This is a genomic window from Gordonia aichiensis, from assembly GCF_039946255.1.
Lineage (GTDB): Bacteria > Actinomycetota > Actinomycetes > Mycobacteriales > Mycobacteriaceae > Gordonia > Gordonia aichiensis_A.
This window is the reverse complement of the sequence record NZ_JBCDWL010000001.1, coordinates 594,882-618,530: the sequence shown is the minus strand read 5'-3', so window position 1 is coordinate 618,530 and position 23,649 is coordinate 594,882. Positions and strand designations below refer to the sequence as shown.

Below are 23,649 nucleotides of genomic sequence, written 5' to 3'. Positions count from 1 at the left end.
ACGGCTCGATCAACGGGTGGCGAGTTCGGCGACGTCTCCCGGGGTGAAGAAGACCGCGGACGCGGCGGGCAGGGTGATGGTGGCGCTGTAGGGGCGCCCATGGCTGGGTTCGTCGACGGCGACGATCCGGCCGAGGTTGCCGACACCGTGACCGCCGTATTCGCGTGCCGCGGTGTTGAGGATCTCGCGCCACGGTCCGACGACGGGGAAGCCGAGTCGGTAGTCGAACAGATCGCGGTCGGAGAAGTTGAAAACGCAGGCCACTGCGGCCGCGTCGTCGGAGCCCTCCGCGCGGCGCAGGAACGCGATCACCGTGTTGCGGAGATCGCGGGCGTCGAGCCATTCGAAGCCGCGCGCGTCGCCGTCGAGCCGATGAAGGGCCGGCAGACGGGCGTGAAGTCGCGCGAGGTCGGCGGCGGTCAGCGCGATGCCGCGATGCACGGGCGCCCGGGGCGAGGAGGCGTCGAGCAGGTCCCAGTCGAGGCTGCGATCGTCGGCCCACTCGCGGACCTGACCGAACTCCTGGCCCATGAACAGCAGCTTCTTGCCCGGGTGGGCCCACTGGAACGCCAGGGTGAGGCGGACGTGGGCGGCGCGGTCGCAGTCCGCGGGGATCCGGGTCATCAGGGTGCCCTTGCCGTGCACGACCTCGTCGTGACTGATCGGCAACACATGGTGCTCGGAGGTGGCGTGCGTGAGAGAGAAGGCGACGTGCTCCTGCCGCTGCGCGCGCGAGGCGGGCGGCAACGACACGAGGGTCAGCAGGTCGTGCATCCAGCCGAGATTCCACTTGAAGTCGAAGCCCAGCCCGCCGCGGTCGGTGGACTCGGTGACGCCCGGCCACGCGGTCGACTCCTCGGCGATCATCATCGCGCCCGGACAGGCGGCGTGGACGGCGTCGTTGAGGCGGCGCAGGAAGTCGACGGCCTCGTCGTTCTCGTTGGTTCCACGCGCATTGGGCCGCCACTGGTCCGGACCCCGCGAGTAGTCGAGGTACAGCATCGACGCGACCGCGTCGACCCGCAGACCGTCGAGGTGGAACTCGCGGCACCAGTACACCGCGCTCGCGATCAAGAAGTCGCGGACCTCGGCACGGCCGAGGTTGAACGCGTACGTGCCCCAGTCCGGCTGCTCGCGCCGCAGCGGGTCGGCGTGCTCGTAGAGCGGGGTGCCGTCGAACTCGCCGAGTGCGAACGGATCCTTCGGGAAGTGGGCGGGCACCCAGTCCAACAGCACGCCGACGCCCTCGGCGTGCAGGTGGTCGACGAAGAAGCGGAAGTCGTCGGCGCCGCCCCAGCGGGAACTGCACGCGAAGTACGACCCGACCTGATAGCCCCACGAGCCGCCGTAGGGATGCTCGGTGACCGGCATCAACTGCACGTGCGTGAAGCCGTGGGCGCGGACGTACTCGGCGAGTCGCACGGCCGTGTCTCGATAGCCCAGACCGCCGCGCCACGACCCCAGATGAACCTCGTAGATCGACATCGGTTCGGACCTCGGCGAGCGTTCGCGTCGAGCCGCGACCCAGGCCTCGTCGGTCCAGGCGAACGTCGAGGCCTCCGCGATCACCGAGGCGGTCTCCGGGGGGAGCTGTGCCGCGCGGGCGAGCGGGTCGGCCTTGTCGCGGACCAGACCGTCGGCGCCGACCACGCGATACTTGTACGCCATCCCGGCCGTCGCGCCGGGGACCGTCGCCGCCCACACTCCGTCGGGCCCCCGGCTCATGACGTGATCGACGGCGGCCCAGCCGTCGAAGTCGCCGAAGACGGTGACCGACCGGGCATTCGGCGCCCACACCGCGAACGTGACGCCGCCGGGGACCCGATGGGACCCCAGGCGGAGCCACAGCGGGCCCGTCGGTGCGGACGCCGTCACGGCTTCGCGGCGCCGGTGGTCAACCGTGACAGTGCGGCCCGGACCGCCTTCGGGTCGGTGGTCCGCCAGAACGGCGGCAGGCCCGCCAACAGGTAGCCGCCGTACCGGGCGGTGGCCAGCCGCGAGTCGAGGACCGCGACGACGCCGCGGTCGGCGGTGGCCCGCAGCAGCCGCCCGGCGCCCTGGGCCAGCAGGAGCGCGGCATGGTTGGCCGAGACCGTCAGGAAGCCGTTGCCGCCGCGCGCGTCGACGTCGCGCTGGCGTGCCGACAGCAGGGGGTCGTCGGGGCGGGGGAACGGGATGCGGTCGATCATCACCAGCCGCAACGACGGCCCGGGCACGTCGACGCCCTGCCACAGCGACAGCGTTCCGAACAGGCAGGTGCTCTCGTCGGCGGCGAACTTCTCGATCAGCGCCGACGTGGCGTCCTCGCCCTGGCAGAGGATCGGGAAACCGACCCGGTCGCGGAGCTTCTCGGTGGCCTCCTTGGCCGCCCGCATCGACGAGAACAGGCCGAGCGTGCGACCGCCCGCGGCGTTCATCAGATCGACCATCTCGTCGAGCGTGCCCGGATCGATGCCGTCGCGGCCCGGTGCGCGCAGATGCCGGCCGACGTACAGGATGGCCGCGCGCGGGTAGTCGAACGGACTGCCCGCATCCAGGCCGCGCCAACCCGAGCCCTCGACGTCGTCGCCGCTGCCGTGCGGGGGGAGCCCCCATGTGCGGGCGAGTGCGTCGAAGTTGCCGCCGATCGTCAGGGTCGCCGAGGTCAAGATCACGGTCGAGTCGGTGAACAGCGACGTGCGCAGCAGACCGGCCACCGACAGCGGCGCGATGCGCAGCACTCGTCGGACCGTGGTGCGGAACCGGTCGGCGGACAGCCAAACCACGTCGTGGCGCTTGGTGATGTCGGCTTCGCCGAACACGGTGAGCACGCGGACCACCGAATCGTGCAGCGAGTCGGTCGCCGACAACGCCATCTGCCGGGCGGCGGCCGCCTCCGGATCCGAGCCGGCCGACGGCGCGGGCCCGACGGCGTTGCGCGCGTTCCACAGCCGGTCGCGCAGCGACGCGAGGATCTCCGGCGCGCCGGTCGGCAGCCGCGTCCACTCGCCCTCGGGACAGTCCTCCAGCAGCAGCTCTAGCTGCTCACCGGCGCCGGCGAGGGCGTCGGCGGTGTCGTCGTCGATCAGCTTGCCGAGTCGTCGAGCCACCTGGGCGACGCCGGCCGCGGAGATCTCCTCGGTGGTGACCGAGGTGATCCGGTCGACGAGCTCGTGGGCCTCGTCGATCACCACGACCCGATGCTCGGGCAGGATCGTCGCCGGACTCATCGCATCGATGGCGAGCATGGCGTGATTGGTCACCACCACGTCGGCCGCGCCGGCCTTCTTGCGGGCCAGCTCGGCGAAGCAGTCCTCGCCGTATGCGCAGTTCGCGGCGCCGAGGCATTCGCGCGACGACACGCTGACCTGCCGCCACGACTGGTCGCTGACGCCGGGCGACAGGTCGTCGCGGTCCCCGGTCTCGGTGTCGGAGGTCCACTCGCGCAGACGGGTCACCTCGCGCCCCATCCGGGACAGGTCGAAGGCGTCGAACAGCTCCGCGTTCGGCTCCTCGTCGGCCATGCCCGAGTGGATCCGGTTCAGGCACAGGTAGTTGGCCCGACCCTTCAGGATGGCGAACGACGGCTCTCTGCCGAGGGGTTCGGTGAGCGTCGCCGACAGTCGGGGCAGATCGCGTTCGGTCAGCTGGCGCTGCAGCGCGATGGTCGCCGTCGACACGACCACCGTCTCGCTCGTGTCCACCGCGTGGCGAAGTGCCGGGACCAGATAGGCGAGCGACTTGCCGGTGCCGGTGCCCGCCTGCACGGCGAGGTGATGATCGTCGTCGATCGCCGCGCCGACCGCCTCGGCCATCGCGAGCTGACCGTCGCGCCGCGCGCCGCCGAGGGATTCGACGGCGGCGGCGAGCAGGGCGGGGACATCGGGGACGCTCACAGCGTGCTGGGACTCGCCGCCGGGACGCCGGTGTGGGTCAGATCGCCGACCAGGTCGACACCGAAGCCGCGCAGTTCGGCCAGGGCCGCCTCGGCGGTGGCTTCGGCGACCCCCGCCGTGTACGGGAGGAGCACGCGGGTGCGGAAGCCCAGGCCGACGGCGTCGATCGCGGTCGCCCGGACGCAGTGGTCGGTGGCGATCCCGACCACGTCGATGTCGGTGATGCCGCGAGCGGTCAGCCACTCGACCAGCGGGGTGCCGTCGCCGTCCTCGCCCTCGAAGCCCGAGTACGCGGCGCTGTACTCGCCCTTGATGAACACCTCCTGCACGGGATCGGTGTTCAGCGCGGGGTGGAACTCGACGCCGCCGGTGCCGACGAGGCAGTGCGGCGGCCAGGTGGTGACGAAATCGGGATCGGCGGAGAAGTGGGAGCCGGGATCGACGTGGTAGTCGCGGGTCGCGAGGACGGTCGCATAGTCACCGGTGAGGTCGTTGATCGCGGCGGCGACGGCACTGCCGCCGGCCACGGCCAGCGCGCCGCCCTCACAGAAGTCGTTCTGTACATCGACAATGATGAGTGCGCGATTCGCCTGGGTCATCGACTCTCCGGTTCGTTCCAATAGCGGGTGCCGATGGCGGGATCGCCGTGGCTCAGCCCCAGACCTTCCCACGGGAGTGTGACAAGGCCGTGCGCCAAATGACGGCGCGACTGCTCCAGTGTAGGCAAGTCGGTCACCCGCCGACCGTCGCGGACCAGCGGGATCTGCAGGTCGGTCACCTCCAGGCCCTCGGTACCGGGAATGGCGTCGAGTCGGGAGGCGCCGTCGCGCAGGATGATCTCCTCGACCACGGTGCCGGTGGCGCGGGCGGCGCGGACCGCGCGCTTGGCCCCGCCGTGCGACTCCTTGCGGCTCGACCGTTTGGCCACGGGCACCCCGTCGACCTCGACCAGCTTGTAGACCATGCCCGCGGTGGGGGAGCCGCTGCCGGTGACGAGCGAGGTGCCGACCCCGTACAGGTCGACCGGCTCGGCGCGCAGGGACGCGATCGCGTACTCGTCGAGATCGCCGGAGACGACGATCTTGGTCTCGGTGGCGCCCAGGTCGTCGAGCTGCTGACGCACCTGCCGGGCCAGCACGCCCAGATCGCCGGAGTCGATCCGGACCGCGCCGAGCCCGGTCCCTGCGACCTCGATGGCGTTGCGGACGCCGGTGGTGATGTCGTAGGTGTCGACCAGCAGGGTGGTCCCGACCCCGAGTGCCTCCACCTGGGCGGCGAAGGCGGCCCGCTCGTCGCTGCCGTCGGCGTGCGCGAACGACAGGGTGAAGGCGTGGGCGGCGGTTCCGGCGCTCGGCACGCCGTAGGTGCGGGCGGCCTCCAGGTTGCTGGTCGCATAGACGCCGGCCAGGTAGGCGGCGCGCGCCGAGGCCACCGCCGACTGCTCGTGGGTGCGGCGGCTGCCCATCTCGATGATCGGGCGACCGGCCGCGGCGTTGACCATGCGCGCGGCGGCCGAGGCGATCGCACTGTCGTGATTGAGGATCGACAGGATCAGGGTCTCCAGGATCACCGCCTCGGCGAAGCCGCCCCGAACCGTCAGGATCGGGGAGCCGGGGAAGTAGAGCTCGCCTTCGCGGTAGCCGTCGATCCGGCCGTCGAACCGGTAGTCCGACAGCCAGTCCAGGGTGTCCTGGTCGACGACGCCCGACAGCGCGTCGATCTCGTCGGCGCCGAACCGGAACGATTCGAGAGCGTCCAGCAGCCGCCCGGTGCCTGCGACGACGCCGTAGCGGCGGCCGTCGGGAAGCCTGCGGGCGAAAACCTCGAAGACGCACCGCCGTTGCGCGGTTCCGGCGCGCAGGGCGGCCGACAGCATGGTCAGCTCGTATTGATCGGTCAGCAGCGCGGTACTGGTCACCTTCGCTACCCTATTACTCATGGCGCTCGAGGAGGCGACACCAGGTACGAGCACCGGTACCGCGGTGGCAGAGCCGCAGGTGGTGCACGACCGCCCGTGGGTGACGCTGGTCTGGGACGATCCGGTGAATCTGATGAACTACGTCGCTTACGTCTTCCAGAAGATCTTCGGCTACTCGGAGGAGAAGTCGAAGGCGCTGATGATGCAGGTGCACACCGAAGGCAAGGCGGTCGTCTCCAGCGGTGATCGCGCGAAGATGGAAGCCGACGTCCGCAAGCTGCACGCGGCCGGCCTGTGGGCGACGATGCAGCACGATTCGTGATGAGGACCTGGCGAAGGACCGGCGCGGGCGACGCCGTCCGCATCTGCTCCAACCTCGAAGGGTACGAATGCCAGCTGCTGGCGTCGATGGTCGAGTCGATCACCGAACTGCTCACCGAACGGGTCGAGTCCGCGCCGCGTGACAGCCTCTCGGAGCTGACCGGCATCGTCACCGGGCACACCGACGCCCCCGAAGACGTGACGCTCGGCCGTCTGCTGCCCGACTTCCACCGACCGGACCAGGATTCGGAGCTGGTCGCCGGACCGATCGCCGCCGACCTCAACGGGGCGCTCCGGAGCGTCAACGAACCCCAGATCATCGACGCCAAGCTCGCGGCGGCGCGGACCGTGCTCGACACCCTCCCGTCGAACGGCGGCGATGTGACGCTGACCGAAGCGCAGGCCGACGGCTGGCTGACCGCCCTCACCGACATCCGGCTGGCCCTCGGTGCCATGCTCGGGATCACCGACGAGCCGTCGAAGATCCCGCCCGATCATCCGCACGCGGCGCACCAGGACGTCTACGACTGGCTGTCGGTGGTGCAGGGGCTGCTGGTGGAGGCGCTGATGTCGGCGGACTGGACGCAGCCGGAGGAGGGGAGTTCGGCGCCGGGGGAGCATCGCGGCGACGACCGCGGGGGCCAACCGTGGTGACGCGGGCGCCCGGCGCGCCCTCTCATGCGGGCAACCGCATCACCGACATCGCGGGCATCACGGTCGGCCACCATCACCGGCTCGACGAGGACGTGCAGCTGGCGACGCCGACCGAGCCCGGCAGCGGCTGGGCCACCGGGACCACGGTCGTCGCGCTGCCGCGCGGCTGTGCGACGGCGGTCGACGTGCGCGGCGGCGGTCCCGGCACCCGTGAGACGGACCTGCTCGATCCGGTGAACACCGTCCGTGGCGCCGACGCGATCGTCCTCACCGGCGGCAGCGCCTACGGCCTCGCGGCCGCCGACGGCGTGATGTCGGGGTTGGAGCAGGCCGGCATCGGTCTGCCGATGGACCGCCTCGGCCACGTGGTGCCGATCGTGCCCGCGGCGGTCATCTACGACCTTCCGGTCGGTCGGTGGGAGAACCGGCCGACGGCCGAGTTCGGTGCGCGGGCGCTCGCGGACGCCCGGACCGATTTCCTGATCGGTTCGGTGGGAGCCGGCGTGGGCGCGCGGGCCGGCGCGCTCAAGGGCGGCGTCGGCACCGCATCGATCACCGTGAGCGACGGTCCCGCGCGCGGGCTGACCGTCGCCGCACTGGTGGTCGCGAATCCGGTCGGCGGTGTGGTCGACACGTCGACGGGACTGCCGTGGGGCGCCGACGACCTCGACTTGCACCGGCTGCATGCGCCGAAGCAGTTGGAGATCCGCAGGCTCGCGGAACTGACTGCCAAGGGCACCGTCCTCAACACCACCATCGGCGTGGTCGCAACGGATGCCGAGTTGTCGGTGGCGGGCGCCGCGCGATTGGCGATGTCGGGCCACGACGGGTTGGCGCGCGCCGTTCGTCCGGCGCATTCGCCGCTCGACGGCGACACCCTGTTCGCCGTCGCCACCGGCCAGACTCGCACCGACCCGGCGGTCGCCGTCGACGTGCCGCCCGGGATGGACCCGGACACGGCGGTCGTCGCCTCGCTCGCCGAGACGGCCGCCACCGTGGTGCAGCGCGCGATCGTCTCCGCGGTGGTCTCGGCGACCAGCGTCGCCGGGATCCCGGCCTATCGGGACGTGCTGTTCTCGGCGTTCGGCGAGTGATGGTCTGCGTGCGGCAGTCGGCGAACGCACGTCGACCGGGGGAACGCAGGTAGCCTCGATGAGGCCGAAGCCGCGCTCGTCGACCGGGTGCGTGATCGGCTCGACGAAAGGGCATCCATGACCGGCCCAGCGGCGCCGCCGTCCACTCCCGCGCCCGGCGGGCCGATGCCGCGGTGGAAGCGGTCCGGCCTCACGATGGGCGTCATCACGGCCGTGCTGCTGTTGATCGAGGCGGTCGACCTCGCGATGAACGACGACCTCAACCGCTTCGGCATCGTGCCGCGGCAGGTGTCCGGTCTCGACGGCATCGTGTGGGCGCCGCTGCTCCACGCGGACTTCGCGCACCTGATCGGCAACTTGATCCCGGGTGTCGTGCTGGGCTTCCTGCTGCTGATGGCGCGCCGATTCCTGGCCGTCACGGCGATCGTGTGGATCGTCAGCGGATTCGGGGTCTGGCTCACCGCCCCCACCGGATCGGTGACCGTGGGGGCGTCGGGCGTGGTGTTCGGATGGCTCGCGTATCTGCTGGTCCGCGGCCTGTTCAACCGGGACGTCTGGCAGGTGCTCGGCGGCGTCGTCCTACTGGCGGTCTACGGTGGAATCCTGTGGGGCATGCTGCCCCAGGGCGGAAACGTGTCGTGGCAGGGGCACCTGTTCGGCGCAGCGGGCGGACTGCTCGCCGCGTGGGTGCTGACCGACCGTCGCCCCGATCGCAACGGTAAGGCCGGCCCGTCGTCGGTCCAGATTCCAGGAGGTCCGCGATAAGCGAGGCAGGCACTGGCCCCATCGGCATCTTCGATTCGGGCGTCGGCGGTCTCACCGTCGCGCGCGCCATCATCGACCAGCTGCCCGATGAGGACATCATCTACATCGGCGACACCGCGAACGGACCGTACGGTCCGCTCACCATTCCGGAGATCCGCAAGCACGCGCTCGCGATCGGCGACGAACTCGTCACGCGCGGGGTGAAGGCGATCGTCATCGCGTGCAACACCGCGTCGGCCGCCGGACTGCGAGACGCGCGCGAACGGTACGCGCCCATCCCCGTGATCGAAGTGATCCTGCCCGCGGTGCGTCGCGCGGTCGTGGCGACCAAGACCGGACGCATCGGCGTGATCGGAACGGAGGCCACCGTCGCCTCCCGCGCCTACCAGGATTCGTTCGCCGCCGCGCGCGATGTGGAGATCACCGCCGTCGCGTGCCCGCGGTTCGTCGACTTCGTCGAACGCGGCATCACCAGCGGACGTCAGATCCTCGGGCTGACGCAGGGCTACCTGGAACCGCTGCAGGAGGCGGACGTCGACACGGTGGTGCTCGGCTGCACGCACTACCCGCTGCTGTCGGGCGTCATCCAGTTGGTGATGGGCGATGAGGTGACCCTGGTGTCGAGCGCGGAGGAGACCGCCAAAGACACCTTCCGGGTGCTCACCGAGAACGACGCGCTGCATCCGCACTCGGGTCGTGAGGCACGTCGGTTGTTCTCTGCCACAGGTGATCCCGAGTCGTTCCGGAAGCTCTCGAAGCGATTCCTCGGCCCGTCGGTGGGTCGCGTCGAACATTTCTGAGAATCAGATGTGGTCTTGCGCATAGCAATCGAGGAGCGAACTCGCCGGTCACATGAGGGCGGTTCGATGCCGGGAATCTGCGACCGCATGGCAAAGTGTGTCTCATGCGGTTGACGGTGCTGGGGTGTTCGGGAAGCGTGAATGGCCCCGGTGCGCCGTGCTCTGGTTACCTGGTTCAGGCCGAGGGGCATCGCCCGGTTCTGCTCGACTGCGGGCACGGCGTGTTCGGTGAACTGCAGCAGCACGCGGACCCCAACGAGGTCGCCGTTCTGCTCAGTCATCTGCACGCCGATCACTGCATGGACCTGCCGGCGATGCTCGTGTGGCGGCGATGGTCGCCGAATCCGGCCACCGAACGTTCGCTGCTCTACGGGCCCGCGGGGACGGCGATCCGGCTCGGCGCCGGCGCCTCGGAGTATCCGGGGGAGGTCGACGACCTGTCGGACACCTACGACATCCGCGAGTGGGTCGATCGCGAGGCCGTCGACATCCACGGTCTGCACATCGAGCCGTACCAGGTGAACCATCCGCCGAGCACCTTCGGACTGCGCATCACCGGCCCCGACGGGGAGGTCCTGGTCTACAGCGGCGACACCGGAGTGTGCGACGAGGTCGTCGAACTCGCGCGAGACGCCGACCTGTTCCTCTGCGAGGCGTCGTGGACCCACGCCCCCGGGGTGCGACCGGAGAACCTGCACCTGTCGGGCGTCGAAGCCGGTCAGATGGCCGCCCGCGCCCGCGTCCGATCCCTGGCCCTGACCCACGTGGTCCCGTGGACCGACGCCGACGCCATCCTCGACGAGGCGTCCGGCGAGTACGCGGGACCGCTGCAGCTGGTGCATCAGGGTCAGATCATCGAGGTCCGCAAGCCTGTCTCCGCGTGCTGACGGCGGCAGCGGACGGGCGCCGGTCGTCAACCGTGTGACTTTTGACCACCTGGTGGGCAAAAGGCGCACGGATGATGCGCGGGTTCGGTTGTCGCGTCCTGGTCAGAACGAAGGCTCGCCCCAGTAGGCGTCCGTTGCGGCCTCGCGAGCTTCGCGGGCGCGGCGGTTGGCCGACCGCATCTGGCGACGGTATCGGTGTTTGGCCGCCAAGCGGGTCTCCGACCGCTGGGGCTCGTCGGCCGGATCGGCCGTACCCGGCTCGATCACTGCGCCGTGGCGGCACTGCATCTGACCGATCTCCGGCAGCAGCCAGTTGTTGAGCGCCCGCTGGCGCACGGTGATGCCCTCCGGGGTGGTGACCTCGGTCCACACGCCGCTGGCGGCGTCGATGAACTGCTCGTCGATCCAGCCCGCACAGTGCGTCTTGATCAGGTGATGGTGACGGCACTTCGGATTCAGATTGCACGGGCAGGTGGCACCGCCGGCGGCGGGCTCGGCGTGGTTGAACTCCACCACGTGGTCGAGGTCGCACTTCCACGCCGCGCGGTCGCAGCCGGGCGTCGTGCACTGGCCGAACAGGCCGCGGACGGCGGCATCGCACATCGCGGTCGGGCGATGCGGGTCGGCGGACTGGTGGGTGGCTTCGGCCAGAACGTCGAGGTCGAGGTCGCGGACGACGGCGTCATTGCGCTCTACGATGTCGCGGACGTGCTGGGCCGAGATCGGGCCGAACCCGTCGAGGTAGGCGGGAGTGGTGGTCGTACCGTCGAGGGTCTCTCGGCGGCACACCACGTGCAGGACGATCGACGCGCAGCGGGCGGCGACGGACTCGTCGGACAGTTCGGCGTCGCACTCGTCGATCCCGCACCGGCAGGTGAATGCCGTGCCGTGGATCCGCGAGGTGACCGCGTCGGAGCGGCGCTGGTCCTTGGTTCGGGGGTCACGTGCACACACTCCGGCGATCAGGGCGTTGATGATCTCGACCGAGAGCGCATTATCTTCCGCCGAGGCAGTGACGGTGAGCTCGGACAGCTCGAACGTCAGGGGAGCGAGCACCACGCGCTTGCCGGCCTTGGCGGCAGCGCGGGCGGCCCGCGCGGCATCGGGATCGAACTCGGCGACCACCGCGTGCGCAGTCTTCGACACCCGGGACACCGACAGCCCACCCATCCCGCGCAGTCGGTACGACAGTTCTGCGTCGATGACCGCCAAGACGTCGGGGTCCTCGACGAGTGAGGTCTCCAGCACCGCACGCGCGAACGCGGCGGGGGACAGCAGCCCATCGCGCATCAACAGTCCGGTCGCCGGGATCCGCTCGATGCACGCGACAGCGCGATCGAGGAACGAATCGGCAGCGAACGCACCGACATTCGCGACCACGCCGAAACTCGCACTGACCTGCGCGTACGGATCGCACACGCGGCCGAACTCCGTGACATCGGCGACAGTGCGCAACCGGATATCCAGCACGCGATAGATCGCTGCGTACCGGAACCACAGGATGACACCGTCGACCGCTCCGGCGCCTCCGGCGAAGGACATGAGGGCGCCCAGGTCTGCGGCGCCCTCGATCGTGGGCAGGGGGAGCTCGACGGTGAGCTGCCCGGCGTCGGCCCGAAACGAGCCGAGCCCGCCCGACAGTCGTGTGGCCTGCGAAGCGGGGGCCGCGAGCACCGATGCGTTCATGGTGTCCTCCTCAACTAAGTATTAGTTCTTATGTTCGATATTATGTCGGGGGTCTGACATTTCTCGGCGACGACGGCGTCGGACGCCGACTCGGGTGCGGTCCAGTAAGGTCGGAGCCGTGACTTCACGAGCAGATGGCAGGGCCGACAACGAACTCCGGCCGATCAAGTTCACCCGCGGATTCACCGCGCATCCGGCCGGTTCGGTGCTGGTCGAGTTCGGCAACACGCGCGTCATGTGCACCGCCAGCGTCACCGAGGGAGTGCCGTCGTGGCGCCGCGGTTCGGGCCTGGGCTGGCTGACCGCCGAGTACTCGATGCTCCCGGCCGCCACGCACGAGCGCTCCAAGCGCGAATCGGTGCGCGGCAAGATCGGCGGGCGCACCCACGAGATCAGCCGCCTCATCGGTCGCTCGCTGCGGGCCTGCATCGACCTGGCCGCGCTCGGCGAGAACACGATCGCCATCGACTGCGACGTCCTGCAGGCCGACGGCGGCACGCGCACGGCGGCGATCACCGGCGCCTACGTGGCGCTGGCCGACGCCGTCACCTACCTGGGTGCGGCGGGCAAGCTCGCCGACCCGCAGCCGCTCTCGTGCATCATCGCCGCGGTCAGCGTCGGCGTGGTGGACGGCCGCGTGCGGCTCGACCTTCCGTACGAGGAGGACTCGCGCGCCGAGGTCGACATGAACGTCGTCGCGACGGACGCGGGCACGCTGGTCGAGGTTCAAGGCACCGGCGAGGGGGCGACCTACTCGCGCGCGACCCTCGACAAGATGCTCGACGTGGCCTGCGCAGGCATCGAGAACATCGTCGCGGCTCAGCGCGAGGTGCTGGCGCAGCCGTACCCCGGCACGCTGCCCGGCGCTGACCGGTGACCGCACAGATCCTGCTGGCGTCCAACAACGCCAAGAAGCTCGCCGAACTGCGGCGCGTGGTCGAAGCGGCGGGCATCACCGGGCTCGACGTGCTGGGCCTGGCCGACGTCACCGCCTACCCCGAACCGGTGGAGGACGGAGCGACCTTCGAGGACAACGCGCTGATCAAGGCGCGGGTCGCCTGCGAGGTGACCGGACTGCCGTCGCTCGCCGACGACTCCGGGCTGGCGGTCGACGCCCTCAACGGCATGCCCGGAGTGCTGTCGGCGCGGTGGAGCGGCGGCAAGGGCGACGCGGCCAACAACGATCTCCTGCTGGCTCAGCTCGCCGACGTCCCCGACACCCGTCGCGGCGCAGCCTTCGTCTCGGTGTGCGCCCTGGTGCTCCCGGGCGGCGACGAGGTGGTCGTTCGGGGCGAGTGGCGCGGGACCATCCTGCGACAGCCGCGCGGCGTCGGCGGCTTCGGCTACGACCCGCTGTTCATCCCCGACGACGAGGCGGCCGCCGGTCGTACCTCGGCGGAACTGCCCGCGACCGAGAAGGACGCCCTGAGTCATCGGGGCAAGGCGCTGGCGCAGTTGGTGCCCGCCCTGCGCGCACTCGCTTCAGCTGACGCGGCCGGAGCGCCGCAGACGGAAGGAACCCACGAATGACGACATTCGACGATGCCGTGATCAAGGCGGTCACCGGCCACATGAACGGCGATCATACCGACGACAACCTCGTCATCGTGCGCGCCTTCGCCGAACCGACGGCCACGGCCGCGACGATGACCGGGCTCGATGCCGAAGCCGGCATCTGGTCCGCGACGGTCGACGGCGTCGAGCGGACGGTTCGCGTCGATTGGCGCGGTGAGCTGACCGACCGCGCGTCGATCCGGCGCGAGGTGGTCGCCCTCTACACCGCGGCGGCCGCGAAGCTCGGGATCGCCGCCGACGCGCACTGACTCGGCGCCTGCAGACGTCAATGAGAACGGCGCCGCCACTGGCGGCGCCGTTCTCATTGTTCACCGGCCCAAACCGGTCCCGATCACTGATCGAGCTTGAACGTCTTCTTCACGTCCAGGGTGCGGATGTGCTCGAACCAGAACGAGAGGAACGGGATCGTGCCCGCGATGGCGGTGGCGATCAGCTTCGGCATCGGCCAGCGGGCCTTGATGCCGAGGTCGACGGTGCAGATGAGGTAGATGAAGTAGATCCAGCCGTGGGCGATGCCCACCCATCCGAAGCCGTCGACGTCGAACCCGTACTTGGCGATCATCTCGGCCACCAGCAGCAGCAGCCAGACACCGGTCACCCAGGCGAGAACGCGGTAGCGGACGAGCGCGCTGCGAATCTGCGCGGGGCTCGCGGTGACACTGCCCTGGGCGGCGTCGGTCTTCGTATTCTCAGTCACTTCGGTCCTTCGTCACTTGCGTTCGGGCTGCTTGTCGAGAGCAGCGAGGTACTTGTTGTACTCGGCGAGGGCGTCGTCCGGCGCGCCGTCGATGATCGCCGACACCGACGGATCGCTGCTGGTGGGACGGTCGGGGAGGATGCCCTCGGGGATCTCGGTCGGCTCGGAGCGGTTACGACGCTCGGCGTCGGGGTCGGCCTCCATCACCACGAAGCGGCGGTATGCGTAGATCATGGCGGCGGCGAACGCCGGCCACTGCAGCGCGTAACCGAGGTTCTGTCCGGTGCCGCCGGCGGATTCGTAACGGCCCCACTGCCACCACGCCAGTGCCAGGCAGGTGCACGCCGCGACGGCCACGAGCACGATCAGCGCCGGACGATGGTGTCGTCTTCCCGGCGACGACGGAGAGTAGTTCACACCATCGACGGTACCTGGTGAGCGGGCGTGTCCCCACTTCGTCGAGGACGCCCGCGCTGTGCCGTCAGACACCCGTCTGCTAGAAATTAGCTAAGCCTAATCTTAGGTACTCACTGGATGGGGGATGGCATGGGCAAGGGCTTCCAGGGTGCGATGCTGCGCGCGCTCGGCGCGAGGAATCATCCGGCCACGGTCACGAGTGTCGGCTGGATCACCGACCACGTCGTGCGCATCGACTTCCACTGCGCGCAGATCCTGCACGCCGCGGGGGAGAAGCCCTCGGCGTGGATCCGCGCCTGGTTCCCCGACGTCGCCGGCGGCACCAGGTTCCACCAGCGCGGCTACACGCTGCTCGACGCGGATCCCGCTGCGGGAACCTTCGGCATCTGCTTCCTGGTGCACGATCCCGCGGGGCCGGCGTCGACGTGGGCACGCGCGGCGGCGGTCGGCGACGAACTGCTGATGACCAGGCTCGGCGGCGACGGATACGACGTCGCCACCGGCGACGACGCACCGCTCGGCTATCTGCTGATGGGCGACGTCGCCGCCTGGCCCGCGATCTGCACCGTGATCGAGAACGTGTCCGTCGACATCCCGATCCGCGCGGTCATCGAGTACCTCAACGACGACGACCGCGACCTGCCGCTGCCCGACCACCCGCGGCTGCGCGTCGACTGGGTCCCCTCGACACCGGACCGCCGCGCCCTCGCCGACGCCGTCGGCGACGCCGACTATCGGGGCTGGCACACCTGGGTCACCGCGGAGTCGAAGACCACCCGGCTCGCCAAGGGGGTCCTCACCCTCAACCACGAACAGAACAAGGCCACCCTGCACACCCAGGCGTACTGGATGGCCGGACGCGCGATGGGCAAGCAAGTCGACACCGCCACCGAACGCATCGTCGGGCCGCAAGCGGCCGAGGCGCAACCGGCCGACGACGCGCAGCCGGTCTCGTCGCCCGCGGTCCGGGCGCCGCGCCGGCGGGACGACCCGGCCCCGTCGGTTCTCGCACCGGCGGTCCCCGCGCTGGTCCTGGCCGGTCTGTTCGAGCTGATGCTGTCGTTGCTGGCGGTGGTTCCGCTGGTCCTGTTCGCCGAGTTGGCCCGGCTGCTGGTGGACGGAGCGGGGCGCCAGGAACTCGTCGACGTCGCAGTGTGGGCGTTCATCGTGCTGGCGGCGGGTTCGGTGGGAAGCACGATCCTGATCACCGCCCTGCACGTCTACGACCAGACATACGCCGCCGCAGTACGCCGACGGGTACTCGACAAACTGAGCCGGCTGCCTCTCGGCTGGTTCCTCGGCAGGCGCGACTCCGAGGTGAAGAAGCTCGTCCAAGACGACATCTCGTCGCTGCACCACCTGGTCACCCACGCGGTCGGGGACCTGGTCGCCGCAGTCGTGACGCCCCTGGCGATCCTCGGATACCTGTTCTCGGTGAACTGGGCGCTCGCGCTGGTACTGCTGGTCCCGGTCATCGTCTACATCGTCGCGATGGGGCGTCTGGCGACGGCGGACAAGCCGCGACTGGAACAGAAGATGCGGTGGGATGCGACACTGCCCGGCGACGCCGAACGGTACATCGTGTCGCAGCCGGTGAGCCGGGTGTTCGGCGACACCGCGACCACCGATCTGCCCGCCACCCTGCGTCGACTGACCGACTTCGTCAAAGACTGGCAGCGCGCCACCATCGACGTGAAGTCGGTGATACTGCAGCTCAACCGGCCGACCACGTCGATGGTGGTCGTCGCGCTGGCGGGAACCGCGCTGATCACCTCCGGGGCGATGGATGCGGCCGCGATCCTGCCCTTCCTGATTCTGGGCACCTCGTTCGGCGACCGGCTGCTGGCCGCGTCGTACGCGGTCGGCGGGCTCCGAGAGGGCATGAACGGCAAGACCTCTCTCGACCTGCTGCTGACGACCGCGGAACTCGAGCGCGCCGAGAACCCGGCGGCCGAGTCCGCCGGGCCCGCGCACGTCGCGTTGCGCGGCGTGAGCTTCGGCTACACACCCGGTCGGCCCGTGGTCAGCGACCTGACCCTCGACCTGGTGCCCGGTGGCACCACGGCGCTCATCGGAGCGTCCGGCGCCGGAAAGTCCACGGTCGCCGCGCTCGTGGCCCGCCTGTGGGATCCCGACGACGGGGCCGTCCTCCTCGACGGCGTCGATCTGCGCGACATCCCCGAAGAGCAACTGCGCCGTCGCGTCGCCGTCGTCCTCCAAGACGTGCAACTGGTCCGCGGCACCGTCGCCGACAACATCGCACTCGGTGTCCCCGACGCGACTCGCGAGGCGATCGAGGCCGCCGCGGGCGCCGCCCGACTCGCCGACGTCATCGACAGACTGCCAGACGGGTACGACACCGTCGTCGACCGCGACAGCCTGTCGGGCGGTCAGCGACAACGTCTCGCAATCGCCCGCGCGCTCCTCGGCGACCCGCGCCTGGTGGTGCTCGACGAGGCGACCGCCGCAGCCGACCCCGACTCCGAATGGGAGGTGCGGCAGGCGTTGTCGCAGCTGCTGGCCGGCCGGACCGTCCTGGAGGTGGCGCACCGCTTGCACACCGTCGCGGACGCCGACCGGATCGTGGTCCTGGACGGCGGGCGGATCGTCGAGCAGGGCGGCGGCGCGGAGCTGTCGGCCGCCGGCGGACGGTACGCGGCGATGGTCGCGCAGGCGCAGGAGTCACTGCGATGAGCACGGCATCGGTGAGCCGGGGGCAGGGGCGCCCGGGATCAGAGAGCAGGGGATCAGCGAACATGGATTCAGAGTGCAGAGGATCGGCGAGCAGGGAATCGGTGACCACGACCGGAGTGCTGCCGACGATCTTCAGCGACGTCCGCGCCGTCACCGGAGCGGCGGGACGGGCGCACCGCGCGACCTTCTATCTGCTCACGGCGCTCTCCACCGCCCTGCAGGCGGCAACCGTCTTGACGCTGGTGCCGCTGTTGCGGGCGCTGTTCGGCGACCACCCGGCAGAGGCGTGGAGCTGGGTCGCCCTGATGGTGGCACTGCTCGCGGGCGGTTGGGGCGCCGACATCGGCGCCACGCGGGCGGGACTGCGTATCGGCTTCGGGCTGGTGGACGCGAGCGAGCGCGCCGGGCTGGCGGCGATCGGCCGACTGGACATCGCCGACCTGCACGGCGAGCGCGCCACGCGCCTGCGAACGCTGGTCACCAGATCCGGCCCGGAGGCCACCTCCGCGGTGGTGCTGCTGTTCTCGCCGCTGATCCACGCCGCGCTCCTGATACCGATGCTGGCCGTCGGTCTGGCCTTCGTGTCCTGGCAGCTCGCAGCGGTCTCGCTGGGCGGCGGCATCGCCCTGCTGGCGGCCTTCTACCTCGGGCGACGTGCCGTCGCGCGAGCCGAGGAACGCTTCGCCGACGCCGATCGCGCGCTCGACGAGCGGATGCTCGAGTTCGGTTGGGCGCAGCCGACCCTGCGCGCAGCCGGGGTCGGAACCGCCACCGTCGACCAGGTGCTCACCGAATCCCGCCGTCACGGCCTCAAGCTGCTCGCGTGGCAGATCCCCGGCGACCTGCTCTTCACCGTCACCGGCCAGGCGGTGCTCCTGGCCTTCGGGTTCACCACCGGAGCGCTGTACCTGGGCGGTGACCTGTCCGGGGTGACCGCCGCGGCGATGGTCGTCGTCCTGCTGCGGGTGGTCGAGACGACCGGCTCGCTGTCGTTGCTGGCGACACCGATCGCCGGCGTGGAGCGGCTGCTGCGAGAGCTGCGCGAACTCGTCGAAGAAGACGCCGTCCGGGGAGCGCCGCCGCGCGCGGTCGCCTCGTCCGGAGCGGCCGGCGCGGTCCGGCTGCGCGCGATCGGGTACACCTACCCCGACGGCACGCGCGCCCTCACCGACGTCGACCTCGACCTTCGCGCCGGTGAGATCACGGTCCTGGTCGGCGGCTCCGGCTCGGGCAAGTCGACGCTGCTCGACGTCCTCGCCGGGCTGCGTGAGCCGACCGAGGGCGCCATCACCGTCGACGGCGTTCCCGCGGCCGCGGCCCGCCGACTGGCCGATGCGTCGGTGGTCTTCCAGACCACGTCGTTGCGGCCGGGAACGCTGCGGGACAACGTGGTGACCGTCGGTGATCCCGCGCTGGCCGAGATCGCGGACCTCGCCCGGCTCGATCCCGTCCTCGACGCCCTGCCCGCGGGCTGGGACTCGCGCGTCGGCGAGGGCGGCAATCCGCTGTCGGGCGGTGAGCGACAGCGGGTGGGCCTGGCGCGAGCACTCGCGAAACCGGCGTCGCTGCTCCTGATGGACGAGGTGACCTCGTCGCTCGACGTGGTCACCGAACGTGCGGTCGTCGAATCGCTGCGGCGGGTGCGCGGTAGCCGGACGGTGGTCGCGGTGACGCACCGACCGGCGCTCGTCGCGCTGGCCGACTCGGTGATCGTGCTCGACGACGGCCGCGTGGTGGAGGCCGGTCCGGTCGAGGAACTGCTCGCCCGCGACGGCGCCTTCGCGGGTCTCTGGCGCCGCTGGCGGGAGTCGGAGGGCTGGCAGGTCTAGGTCGGAATCGAGATCCGAGCGGCTCGCTGATCGTCGGGCGAGTCCGATATGTCGTAGGCGGCCGTTACGATGGCCGCAGGTCACGATGATCGAGGTCGGAACACTGACGAGCAGGCAGGGGATTGGCGATGGCACCGCGAAGCAACAGGCTGATGAAGTCGTCCGAGGCGATGAGTCCGGCGCAGCTCGCCGACCTCCTCGAAGGCCTGGCCGCTCGGATTCGAGGCGGTTCGGTGACGCTCAAGTCGGGGACTGAGGAAGTGGTGCTCGACCTGCCCGGGCGGGTGAAGGTCGACGTCGAGGTCACCGAGGCACAGCGACGACGCGGCACCAAGACCGAACTCGAGATCGAGATCGAGTGGTACCCGGGGGAATCGGGGACCGGCGGTCTGGAACTCGGGTGATTTCGGCTACTTGATCGCGAACAGCTCCAATGCGATGTTGTCGGGATCGCGGAACTCCAGGATCCAGGCCTCGCCGATGTCCTTGACCGGTTCGTGTGCGATGCCCTGCGCGTCGAGGACGGCGACGGCGTCGTCGAGGGCGGCCCGGTCGGCGACGGCGAGCGAGACGTGGTCGAGGCCGACGCGGTTCTCGTCGAACCGATCGTCGCCTGGGGCCACCGGTCGCAGGCCGAGCAGATTGCCGCCGACGCGATAGAGCACGCCGCCGAACAGGAATGCCAGCTTCTTCTTCGTCGCGTCGTCGGCGTCGGCGGGGACTTCGGCGTAGACGGGCAGGCCGAACACCGCGTCGTAGAAGGCGCGCGATCGGTCGATGTCGGTGACGGTCAATCGGATATGTGAAATACCTAGCGGGGCAATGGACATACTCTGAGTATGCGCTTCTCGCCGCGGTCGGTGAAGGGATCGGATCGGCGCGGGCGGCACATCTTCGGCAGAGAGAGGGCACGCGATGGCAGATCGGAACACACCCTGGTTCATCTCGAAGATCGCGCGTCATCTGCTCAAACCGATGTCGCAGTCGCACATCCGGCTGTACCGACTGACCGGCGGACGCGTCGGCGGAAAGCTCGGCGGCAAGCCGATCTGCCTGCTCACCACCACCGGCCGGAAGTCGGGGAAGGAGCGTACCCAAGCGCTCCTGTACGTCGCGGACGGTGACGACGTGCTGCTCGTCGCCGCCCAGGGCGGGCTGCCGCAGAACCCGATGTGGTTGCTGAACCTGCGTGCCGACCCGCGCGTTCGGATCCAGATCGGTGGCCGAGTCCGCGCCATGCGGGCACGCGAGGCGACCGAGGACGAGCGGACCGCGCTGTGGCCCCGACTCACCGCGCACTATCCAGGGTGGGCGCAGTACCAGTCGTGGACCGACCGTGTCATCCCGGTGGTCGTGTGCAGTCCGAGCAGCGGAGACGATGAAGGGGGTCGCGATGAGTGAGGATCCGACCGGCTGGCAGCGGGTGTGCCGGCTCGACGAGATCACCGCGGGCCGGGGTCGGCCGCTGATGCTCAAGGGCACCGAGATCGCGCTGATGCGCGACGGCGACGACGTGCATGCGATCGGCGGCATCTGCCCGCACCGCGGCGGGCAACTGGCCGACGGCGTCATCGTCGACGGCTCGGTGATCTGTGCCCTGCACCTGTGGGACTTCGAACTGCGCAGCGGCATCTCGGCGTTCAACCCGGCCGACAGCGTCCCCGTGTATGGAGCCCGGGTGCGCGACGGACAGGTCGAGGTCGACGCCGACTCGGTGCCGCGCGGGCCCGGCCGCCCCGACGTCTACCTCGGGCCGTGGCTGCGGCGCGGCGCCACCGATCGGGGAATGGAACTGGTCCACGCACTCGCCGACGGCGGTCGGGCGCCCGTCGACGCCATGGGCACCCTGCGGCTCGATCCCGACCACGATCGCGGCCGCCGATATCCGAGTCTGGACGATCTGGTCTTCATCCCCGCCCAGCTGAACCGCCTGCCGCTGCTCGACGACGAACCCGTCGACCTGTCGGTCGCCCTCGGCACCCGCGCGGCCAGACCGCTGCGTTTGGACCTGCCGCTGCTGGTGAGCCACATGAGCTTCGGAGCGCTGTCGGTCGAGGCGAAGGTCGCGCTGGCCGCCGGAGCCAAGGCCGCAGGGACCGCGATCGGCAGCGGCGAAGGCGGGATGCATCCCCGGGAGAAGGAAGCCGCGGGTGCGTACATCCTCGAGATGGCGTCCGGGTACTTCGGGTGGACACCGGAGGCGGTCGCCCAGGCCGACGCCGTCGAGATCAAGATCTCCCAGGGCGCCAAACCCGGTCAGGGCGGACTGCTGCCCGGCGCCAAGGTGACCGCAGAGATCGCCGCGGTGCGCGGCATCGCGCCCGGGACCCCCGCGCACTCGCCGTCGCGGTTCCCCGACATCAACTCCCCGGCCGACCTGCGCCGCAGGATCGAACAGATCCGCGAGATGAACCCCGGGATCCCCGTCGGCATCAAGTTCTCCACCGGCGATGTGGAGGCCGATGTGGCCGTCGCGGTCGACGCCGGCGCCGACTGGATCACCGTCGACGGACTCGGCGGTGGCACCGGGGCCGCACCGGTCCACGTGCGTGATCACGTCGGACTGCCGGGGTTCCTCGGAGTGCGGCGCGCACGACGCTGGCTCGACGACCACGGCGTCGACGACGTCCAGATCGTCGCCACCGGCGGCTATCGCACACCCGACGAGATGGCCAAGATCCTCGCGCTCGGCGCCGACGCCGTCGCGCTGGCGACCGCGTCGATGATGGCGATCGGCTGCCAGCAGTACCGGGCCTGCCATCGCGGCACCTGCCCGGTCGGGATCGCGACACAGCGCCAGGAGCTGCGCATGCGGCTCGATCCGGAGATCTCCGCGCGCCGGCTCACGACCTTCCTCACAGCCGCCACCACGATGATCGGCGATTACTACCGGCTCACCGGGCACCGTCGACTGTCGGAGCTGGGGGTGGGGGATCTGGCGAACCTTCACCAGGAGTCGGCGGGGGAGTCGCTGCTGGGGTGAGCCGCGCTCGATGGCGACGTCGAACCTCGAAGTCCCTGCGGGCGAGGAAGATTGTGCATTTCGGGCGTCCCGGGTATCGTCCGCGCGGGTGAACGTGATGTAGTCCACATCACTCGGCTGAGGGGGAGCAGGCATGACCGGATCGATACGGCGGGCGATTCTTCTGGTGGTCGTCGCGACCGTCGCAATGATCGTGCCCGCGATACCCCAGGCGCCGGCCAACGCCGCGACGATGACCGATTGGTTGTGTCATCCCGGTCAGAGCAATGATCCGTGCGATCTGCCGAACGACACCACCGACCTCGGAACCGGGACGACGACTCCCGCGGTTCGCGTCGACGATGCGGCGAAGAAGGTCGACTGCTTCTACGTCTATCCGACGGTCACCGATCAACCGACGTTCATCGCCGACCGGCGGGCCGTGCCGACGGTCACGTCGATCGCCCGGTTCCAGGCGGCGCGGTTCAACTCGCAGTGTCGGATGTTCGCGCCGGTCTATCGACAGATGACGCTGTGGGGTCTGTCCCCGGCCATCGCCGCCTCGTGGGTCGGGAACCGCGATCTGCCGAACATCGGCTACGGCGATGTTCGACGTGCCTGGCGCGACTACCTCCGCACCGAGAACCGCGGTCGCGGCGTGATCTTCATCGGCCACTCGCAGGGAACGATGATGCTGCGCAAGCTGATTCGTGAAGAGATCGATCCCGATCCGGTCCTGCGGAAGAAGGTCGTGGGCGCCTTCCTGATGGGCGGCAATGTGATGACCGCGCCCGGCAAGGCCACCGGCGGCGACTTCAAGCACATCCCGATCTGCACGCGTGAGGCCGAGACCGGCTGCGTGATGGCGTACTCGACGGAGGCGATCGGGCTGCCGTCGATGTTCGGAAACTCGGCGGTGGAGCTTCTGAGCACGCCGATGAATCTCCCGACCGGACCCCGTTACCAGGTGGCCTGCACCGACCCGATGAAGATCAGCGGCGACCATCGCCCGGTCGGCGCGACCACGCCGAGCAAGCCGTACGCGATGAGCATGATCGCCCTGTTGATGAAGTACACGACCTTCCCCGAGAGTCTGCCGTCGACCTCGTCGACGTGGACCACCGGCAAGGGGCGCGCTCGCCTCGCCTGCACCGACACCCTCGGCTTCCGTCGGCTGCACCTGACGATGGTGCGCCCGCAGCAGGTGAACGAGCTTCCGCTCGTCGACACCCATCTGCTCGACATGAACTTGGGCATCGACCGGTTGGTGGAGATCGCGCGGCAGCAGATCGCCGGATACCGGGGCTGAGCGCAGGTCGTTCGCGAACTCCGCGAGAGGGATCCCGGACGGTGATCGCCCCGATCCGAGGCCGGCAACTTCGATGGTGCGCGAGGGGGGACTTGAACCCCCACGTCCGTAGACACTGGAACCTAAATCCAGCGCGTCTGCCAATTCCGCCACTCGCGCGTGCCCT

Annotated in this window: 23 protein-coding genes and 1 tRNA gene; 15 read left to right on the top strand and 9 right to left on the bottom strand. The window is 70.0% G+C overall.

Going from position 1 to position 23,649, the window contains the following annotated elements; translation table 11 throughout:
- Nucleotides 1-9: 9 nt before the first annotated feature.
- From glgB to AAFO60_RS02840, 4 genes are read right to left on the bottom strand one after another with little or no spacing between them, the layout of a single operon-like run.
- Nucleotides 10-1,875 carry a 1,4-alpha-glucan branching protein GlgB gene (gene glgB, locus AAFO60_RS02855; protein ID WP_347954615.1) on the bottom strand — a complete coding sequence of 622 codons (1,866 nt, stop codon included), beginning with the start codon at nt 1,873-1,875 and terminating at the stop codon, nt 10-12.
- The gene (locus AAFO60_RS02850) at nt 1,872-3,875 is read right to left on the bottom strand and encodes an ATP-dependent DNA helicase (protein ID WP_347954614.1); all 2,004 of its coding nucleotides are present in this window, start codon (nt 3,873-3,875) and stop codon (nt 1,872-1,874) included. Before AAFO60_RS02850 ends, glgB begins: the two co-directional genes overlap by 4 nt.
- On the bottom strand, nt 3,872-4,474 hold the full coding sequence (locus tag AAFO60_RS02845) for an isochorismatase family protein (protein ID WP_347954613.1): 603 nt from the start codon (nt 4,472-4,474) through the stop codon (nt 3,872-3,874). Before AAFO60_RS02845 ends, AAFO60_RS02850 begins: the two co-directional genes overlap by 4 nt.
- Nucleotides 4,471-5,814, bottom strand: coding sequence for a nicotinate phosphoribosyltransferase (locus AAFO60_RS02840; RefSeq protein ID WP_347954612.1), 1,344 nt, complete (start codon nt 5,812-5,814; stop codon nt 4,471-4,473). The genes AAFO60_RS02845 and AAFO60_RS02840 overlap by 4 nt, the downstream gene beginning before the upstream one ends.
- On the opposite strand from AAFO60_RS02840, the gene clpS reads away from it, so the two are divergent.
- The 6 genes from clpS to AAFO60_RS02810 all read left to right on the top strand — a co-directional run bounded on the left by clpS (nt 5,813) and on the right by AAFO60_RS02810 (nt 10,314).
- Entirely contained in the window at nt 5,813-6,115 is a 303-nt protein-coding gene (gene clpS, locus AAFO60_RS02835; RefSeq protein WP_347954611.1) for an ATP-dependent Clp protease adapter ClpS, read from the top strand. The genes AAFO60_RS02840 and clpS overlap by 2 nt on opposite strands.
- Entirely contained in the window at nt 6,115-6,768 is a 654-nt protein-coding gene (locus AAFO60_RS02830; protein ID WP_347954610.1) for a DUF2017 domain-containing protein, read from the top strand. Before clpS ends, AAFO60_RS02830 begins: the two co-directional genes overlap by 1 nt.
- Entirely contained in the window at nt 6,765-7,862 is a 1,098-nt protein-coding gene (locus AAFO60_RS02825; RefSeq protein WP_432211683.1) for a P1 family peptidase, read from the top strand. Before AAFO60_RS02830 ends, AAFO60_RS02825 begins: the two co-directional genes overlap by 4 nt.
- Nucleotides 7,863-7,979: 117 nt before the next feature.
- Complete coding sequence (locus AAFO60_RS02820) at nt 7,980-8,627, top strand: rhomboid family intramembrane serine protease (RefSeq protein WP_347954608.1); 648 nt, start codon at nt 7,980-7,982, stop codon at nt 8,625-8,627.
- Complete coding sequence (gene murI, locus AAFO60_RS02815) at nt 8,624-9,427, top strand: glutamate racemase (RefSeq protein ID WP_347954667.1); 804 nt, start codon at nt 8,624-8,626, stop codon at nt 9,425-9,427. The genes AAFO60_RS02820 and murI overlap by 4 nt, the downstream gene beginning before the upstream one ends.
- 104 nt (nt 9,428-9,531) lie before the next feature.
- Nucleotides 9,532-10,314: a cyclic nucleotide-degrading phosphodiesterase gene (locus AAFO60_RS02810; RefSeq protein ID WP_347954607.1), complete on the top strand. Its 783-nt coding sequence runs from the start codon at nt 9,532-9,534 to the stop codon at nt 10,312-10,314.
- A gap of 102 nt (nt 10,315-10,416) precedes the next feature.
- Here the strand turns inward: AAFO60_RS02810 and AAFO60_RS02805 are convergent, their stop codons facing one another.
- Nucleotides 10,417-12,000 (bottom strand): HNH endonuclease signature motif containing protein, encoded by a 1,584-nt coding sequence (locus tag AAFO60_RS02805; RefSeq protein WP_347954606.1) that lies wholly within the window; start codon nt 11,998-12,000, stop codon nt 10,417-10,419.
- 118 nt (nt 12,001-12,118) lie between these two features.
- On the opposite strand from AAFO60_RS02805, the gene rph reads away from it, so the two are divergent.
- The 3 genes from rph to AAFO60_RS02790 are packed head-to-tail and all read left to right on the top strand — an operon-like array spanning nt 12,119 to nt 13,823.
- On the top strand, nt 12,119-12,877 hold the full coding sequence (gene rph, locus AAFO60_RS02800) for a ribonuclease PH (RefSeq protein ID WP_347954605.1): 759 nt from the start codon (nt 12,119-12,121) through the stop codon (nt 12,875-12,877).
- On the top strand, nt 12,874-13,530 hold the full coding sequence (gene rdgB / locus AAFO60_RS02795; RefSeq protein WP_347954604.1) for an RdgB/HAM1 family non-canonical purine NTP pyrophosphatase: 657 nt from the start codon (nt 12,874-12,876) through the stop codon (nt 13,528-13,530). The genes rph and rdgB overlap by 4 nt, the downstream gene beginning before the upstream one ends.
- Nucleotides 13,527-13,823: a DUF2470 domain-containing protein gene (locus AAFO60_RS02790; RefSeq protein ID WP_347954603.1), complete on the top strand. Its 297-nt coding sequence runs from the start codon at nt 13,527-13,529 to the stop codon at nt 13,821-13,823. The genes rdgB and AAFO60_RS02790 overlap by 4 nt, the downstream gene beginning before the upstream one ends.
- Before the next feature lie 83 nt (nt 13,824-13,906).
- Here the strand turns inward: AAFO60_RS02790 and AAFO60_RS02785 are convergent, their stop codons facing one another.
- Together AAFO60_RS02785 and AAFO60_RS02780 are read right to left on the bottom strand one after the other, a co-directional pair.
- Nucleotides 13,907-14,212, bottom strand: a complete 306-nt coding sequence (locus AAFO60_RS02785) for a DUF3817 domain-containing protein (protein ID WP_424307269.1) — start codon at nt 14,210-14,212, stop codon at nt 13,907-13,909.
- Between the two features lie 72 nt (nt 14,213-14,284).
- On the bottom strand, nt 14,285-14,689 hold the full coding sequence (locus tag AAFO60_RS02780; protein WP_347954601.1) for a transcriptional regulator: 405 nt from the start codon (nt 14,687-14,689) through the stop codon (nt 14,285-14,287).
- 117 nt (nt 14,690-14,806) lie between these two features.
- Here AAFO60_RS02780 and AAFO60_RS02775 point away from each other — a divergent pair, with 117 nt between their 5' ends.
- The 3 genes from AAFO60_RS02775 to AAFO60_RS02765 all read left to right on the top strand — a co-directional run bounded on the left by AAFO60_RS02775 (nt 14,807) and on the right by AAFO60_RS02765 (nt 19,616).
- Complete coding sequence (locus AAFO60_RS02775; RefSeq protein WP_347954600.1) at nt 14,807-17,383, top strand: ABC transporter ATP-binding protein/permease; 2,577 nt, start codon at nt 14,807-14,809, stop codon at nt 17,381-17,383.
- Nucleotides 17,384-17,484: 101 nt separating this feature from the next.
- Nucleotides 17,485-19,212 (top strand): ABC transporter ATP-binding protein, encoded by a 1,728-nt coding sequence (locus AAFO60_RS02770; protein WP_347954599.1) that lies wholly within the window; start codon nt 17,485-17,487, stop codon nt 19,210-19,212.
- Nucleotides 19,213-19,364: 152 nt separating this feature from the next.
- Nucleotides 19,365-19,616 carry an amphi-Trp domain-containing protein gene (locus tag AAFO60_RS02765; protein ID WP_347954598.1) on the top strand — a complete coding sequence of 84 codons (252 nt, stop codon included), beginning with the start codon at nt 19,365-19,367 and terminating at the stop codon, nt 19,614-19,616.
- Between the two features lie 6 nt (nt 19,617-19,622).
- Here AAFO60_RS02765 and AAFO60_RS02760 read toward each other — a convergent pair whose 3' ends face one another.
- Complete coding sequence (locus AAFO60_RS02760; protein ID WP_347954597.1) at nt 19,623-20,042, bottom strand: VOC family protein; 420 nt, start codon at nt 20,040-20,042, stop codon at nt 19,623-19,625.
- Between the two features lie 85 nt (nt 20,043-20,127).
- On the opposite strand from AAFO60_RS02760, the gene AAFO60_RS02755 reads away from it, so the two are divergent.
- The 3 genes from AAFO60_RS02755 (at nt 20,128) to AAFO60_RS02745 (ending at nt 23,483) form a co-directional block, all read left to right on the top strand.
- Entirely contained in the window at nt 20,128-20,613 is a 486-nt protein-coding gene (locus AAFO60_RS02755; RefSeq protein ID WP_347954596.1) for a nitroreductase family deazaflavin-dependent oxidoreductase, read from the top strand.
- The gene (locus tag AAFO60_RS02750; protein WP_347954595.1) at nt 20,606-22,195 is read left to right on the top strand and encodes a glutamate synthase-related protein; all 1,590 of its coding nucleotides are present in this window, start codon (nt 20,606-20,608) and stop codon (nt 22,193-22,195) included. The genes AAFO60_RS02755 and AAFO60_RS02750 overlap by 8 nt, the downstream gene beginning before the upstream one ends.
- A gap of 133 nt (nt 22,196-22,328) precedes the next feature.
- A complete protein-coding gene (locus AAFO60_RS02745; protein ID WP_347954594.1) occupies nt 22,329-23,483 on the top strand; it encodes a DUF3089 domain-containing protein in 1,155 nt (384 codons plus the stop codon).
- A 74-nt stretch (nt 23,484-23,557) separates the two neighbouring features.
- On the opposite strand, the gene AAFO60_RS02740 is transcribed toward AAFO60_RS02745, so the two are convergent.
- Nucleotides 23,558-23,642 (bottom strand) — tRNA-Leu (locus AAFO60_RS02740).
- Between the last annotated feature and the right edge of the window lie 7 nt (nt 23,643-23,649).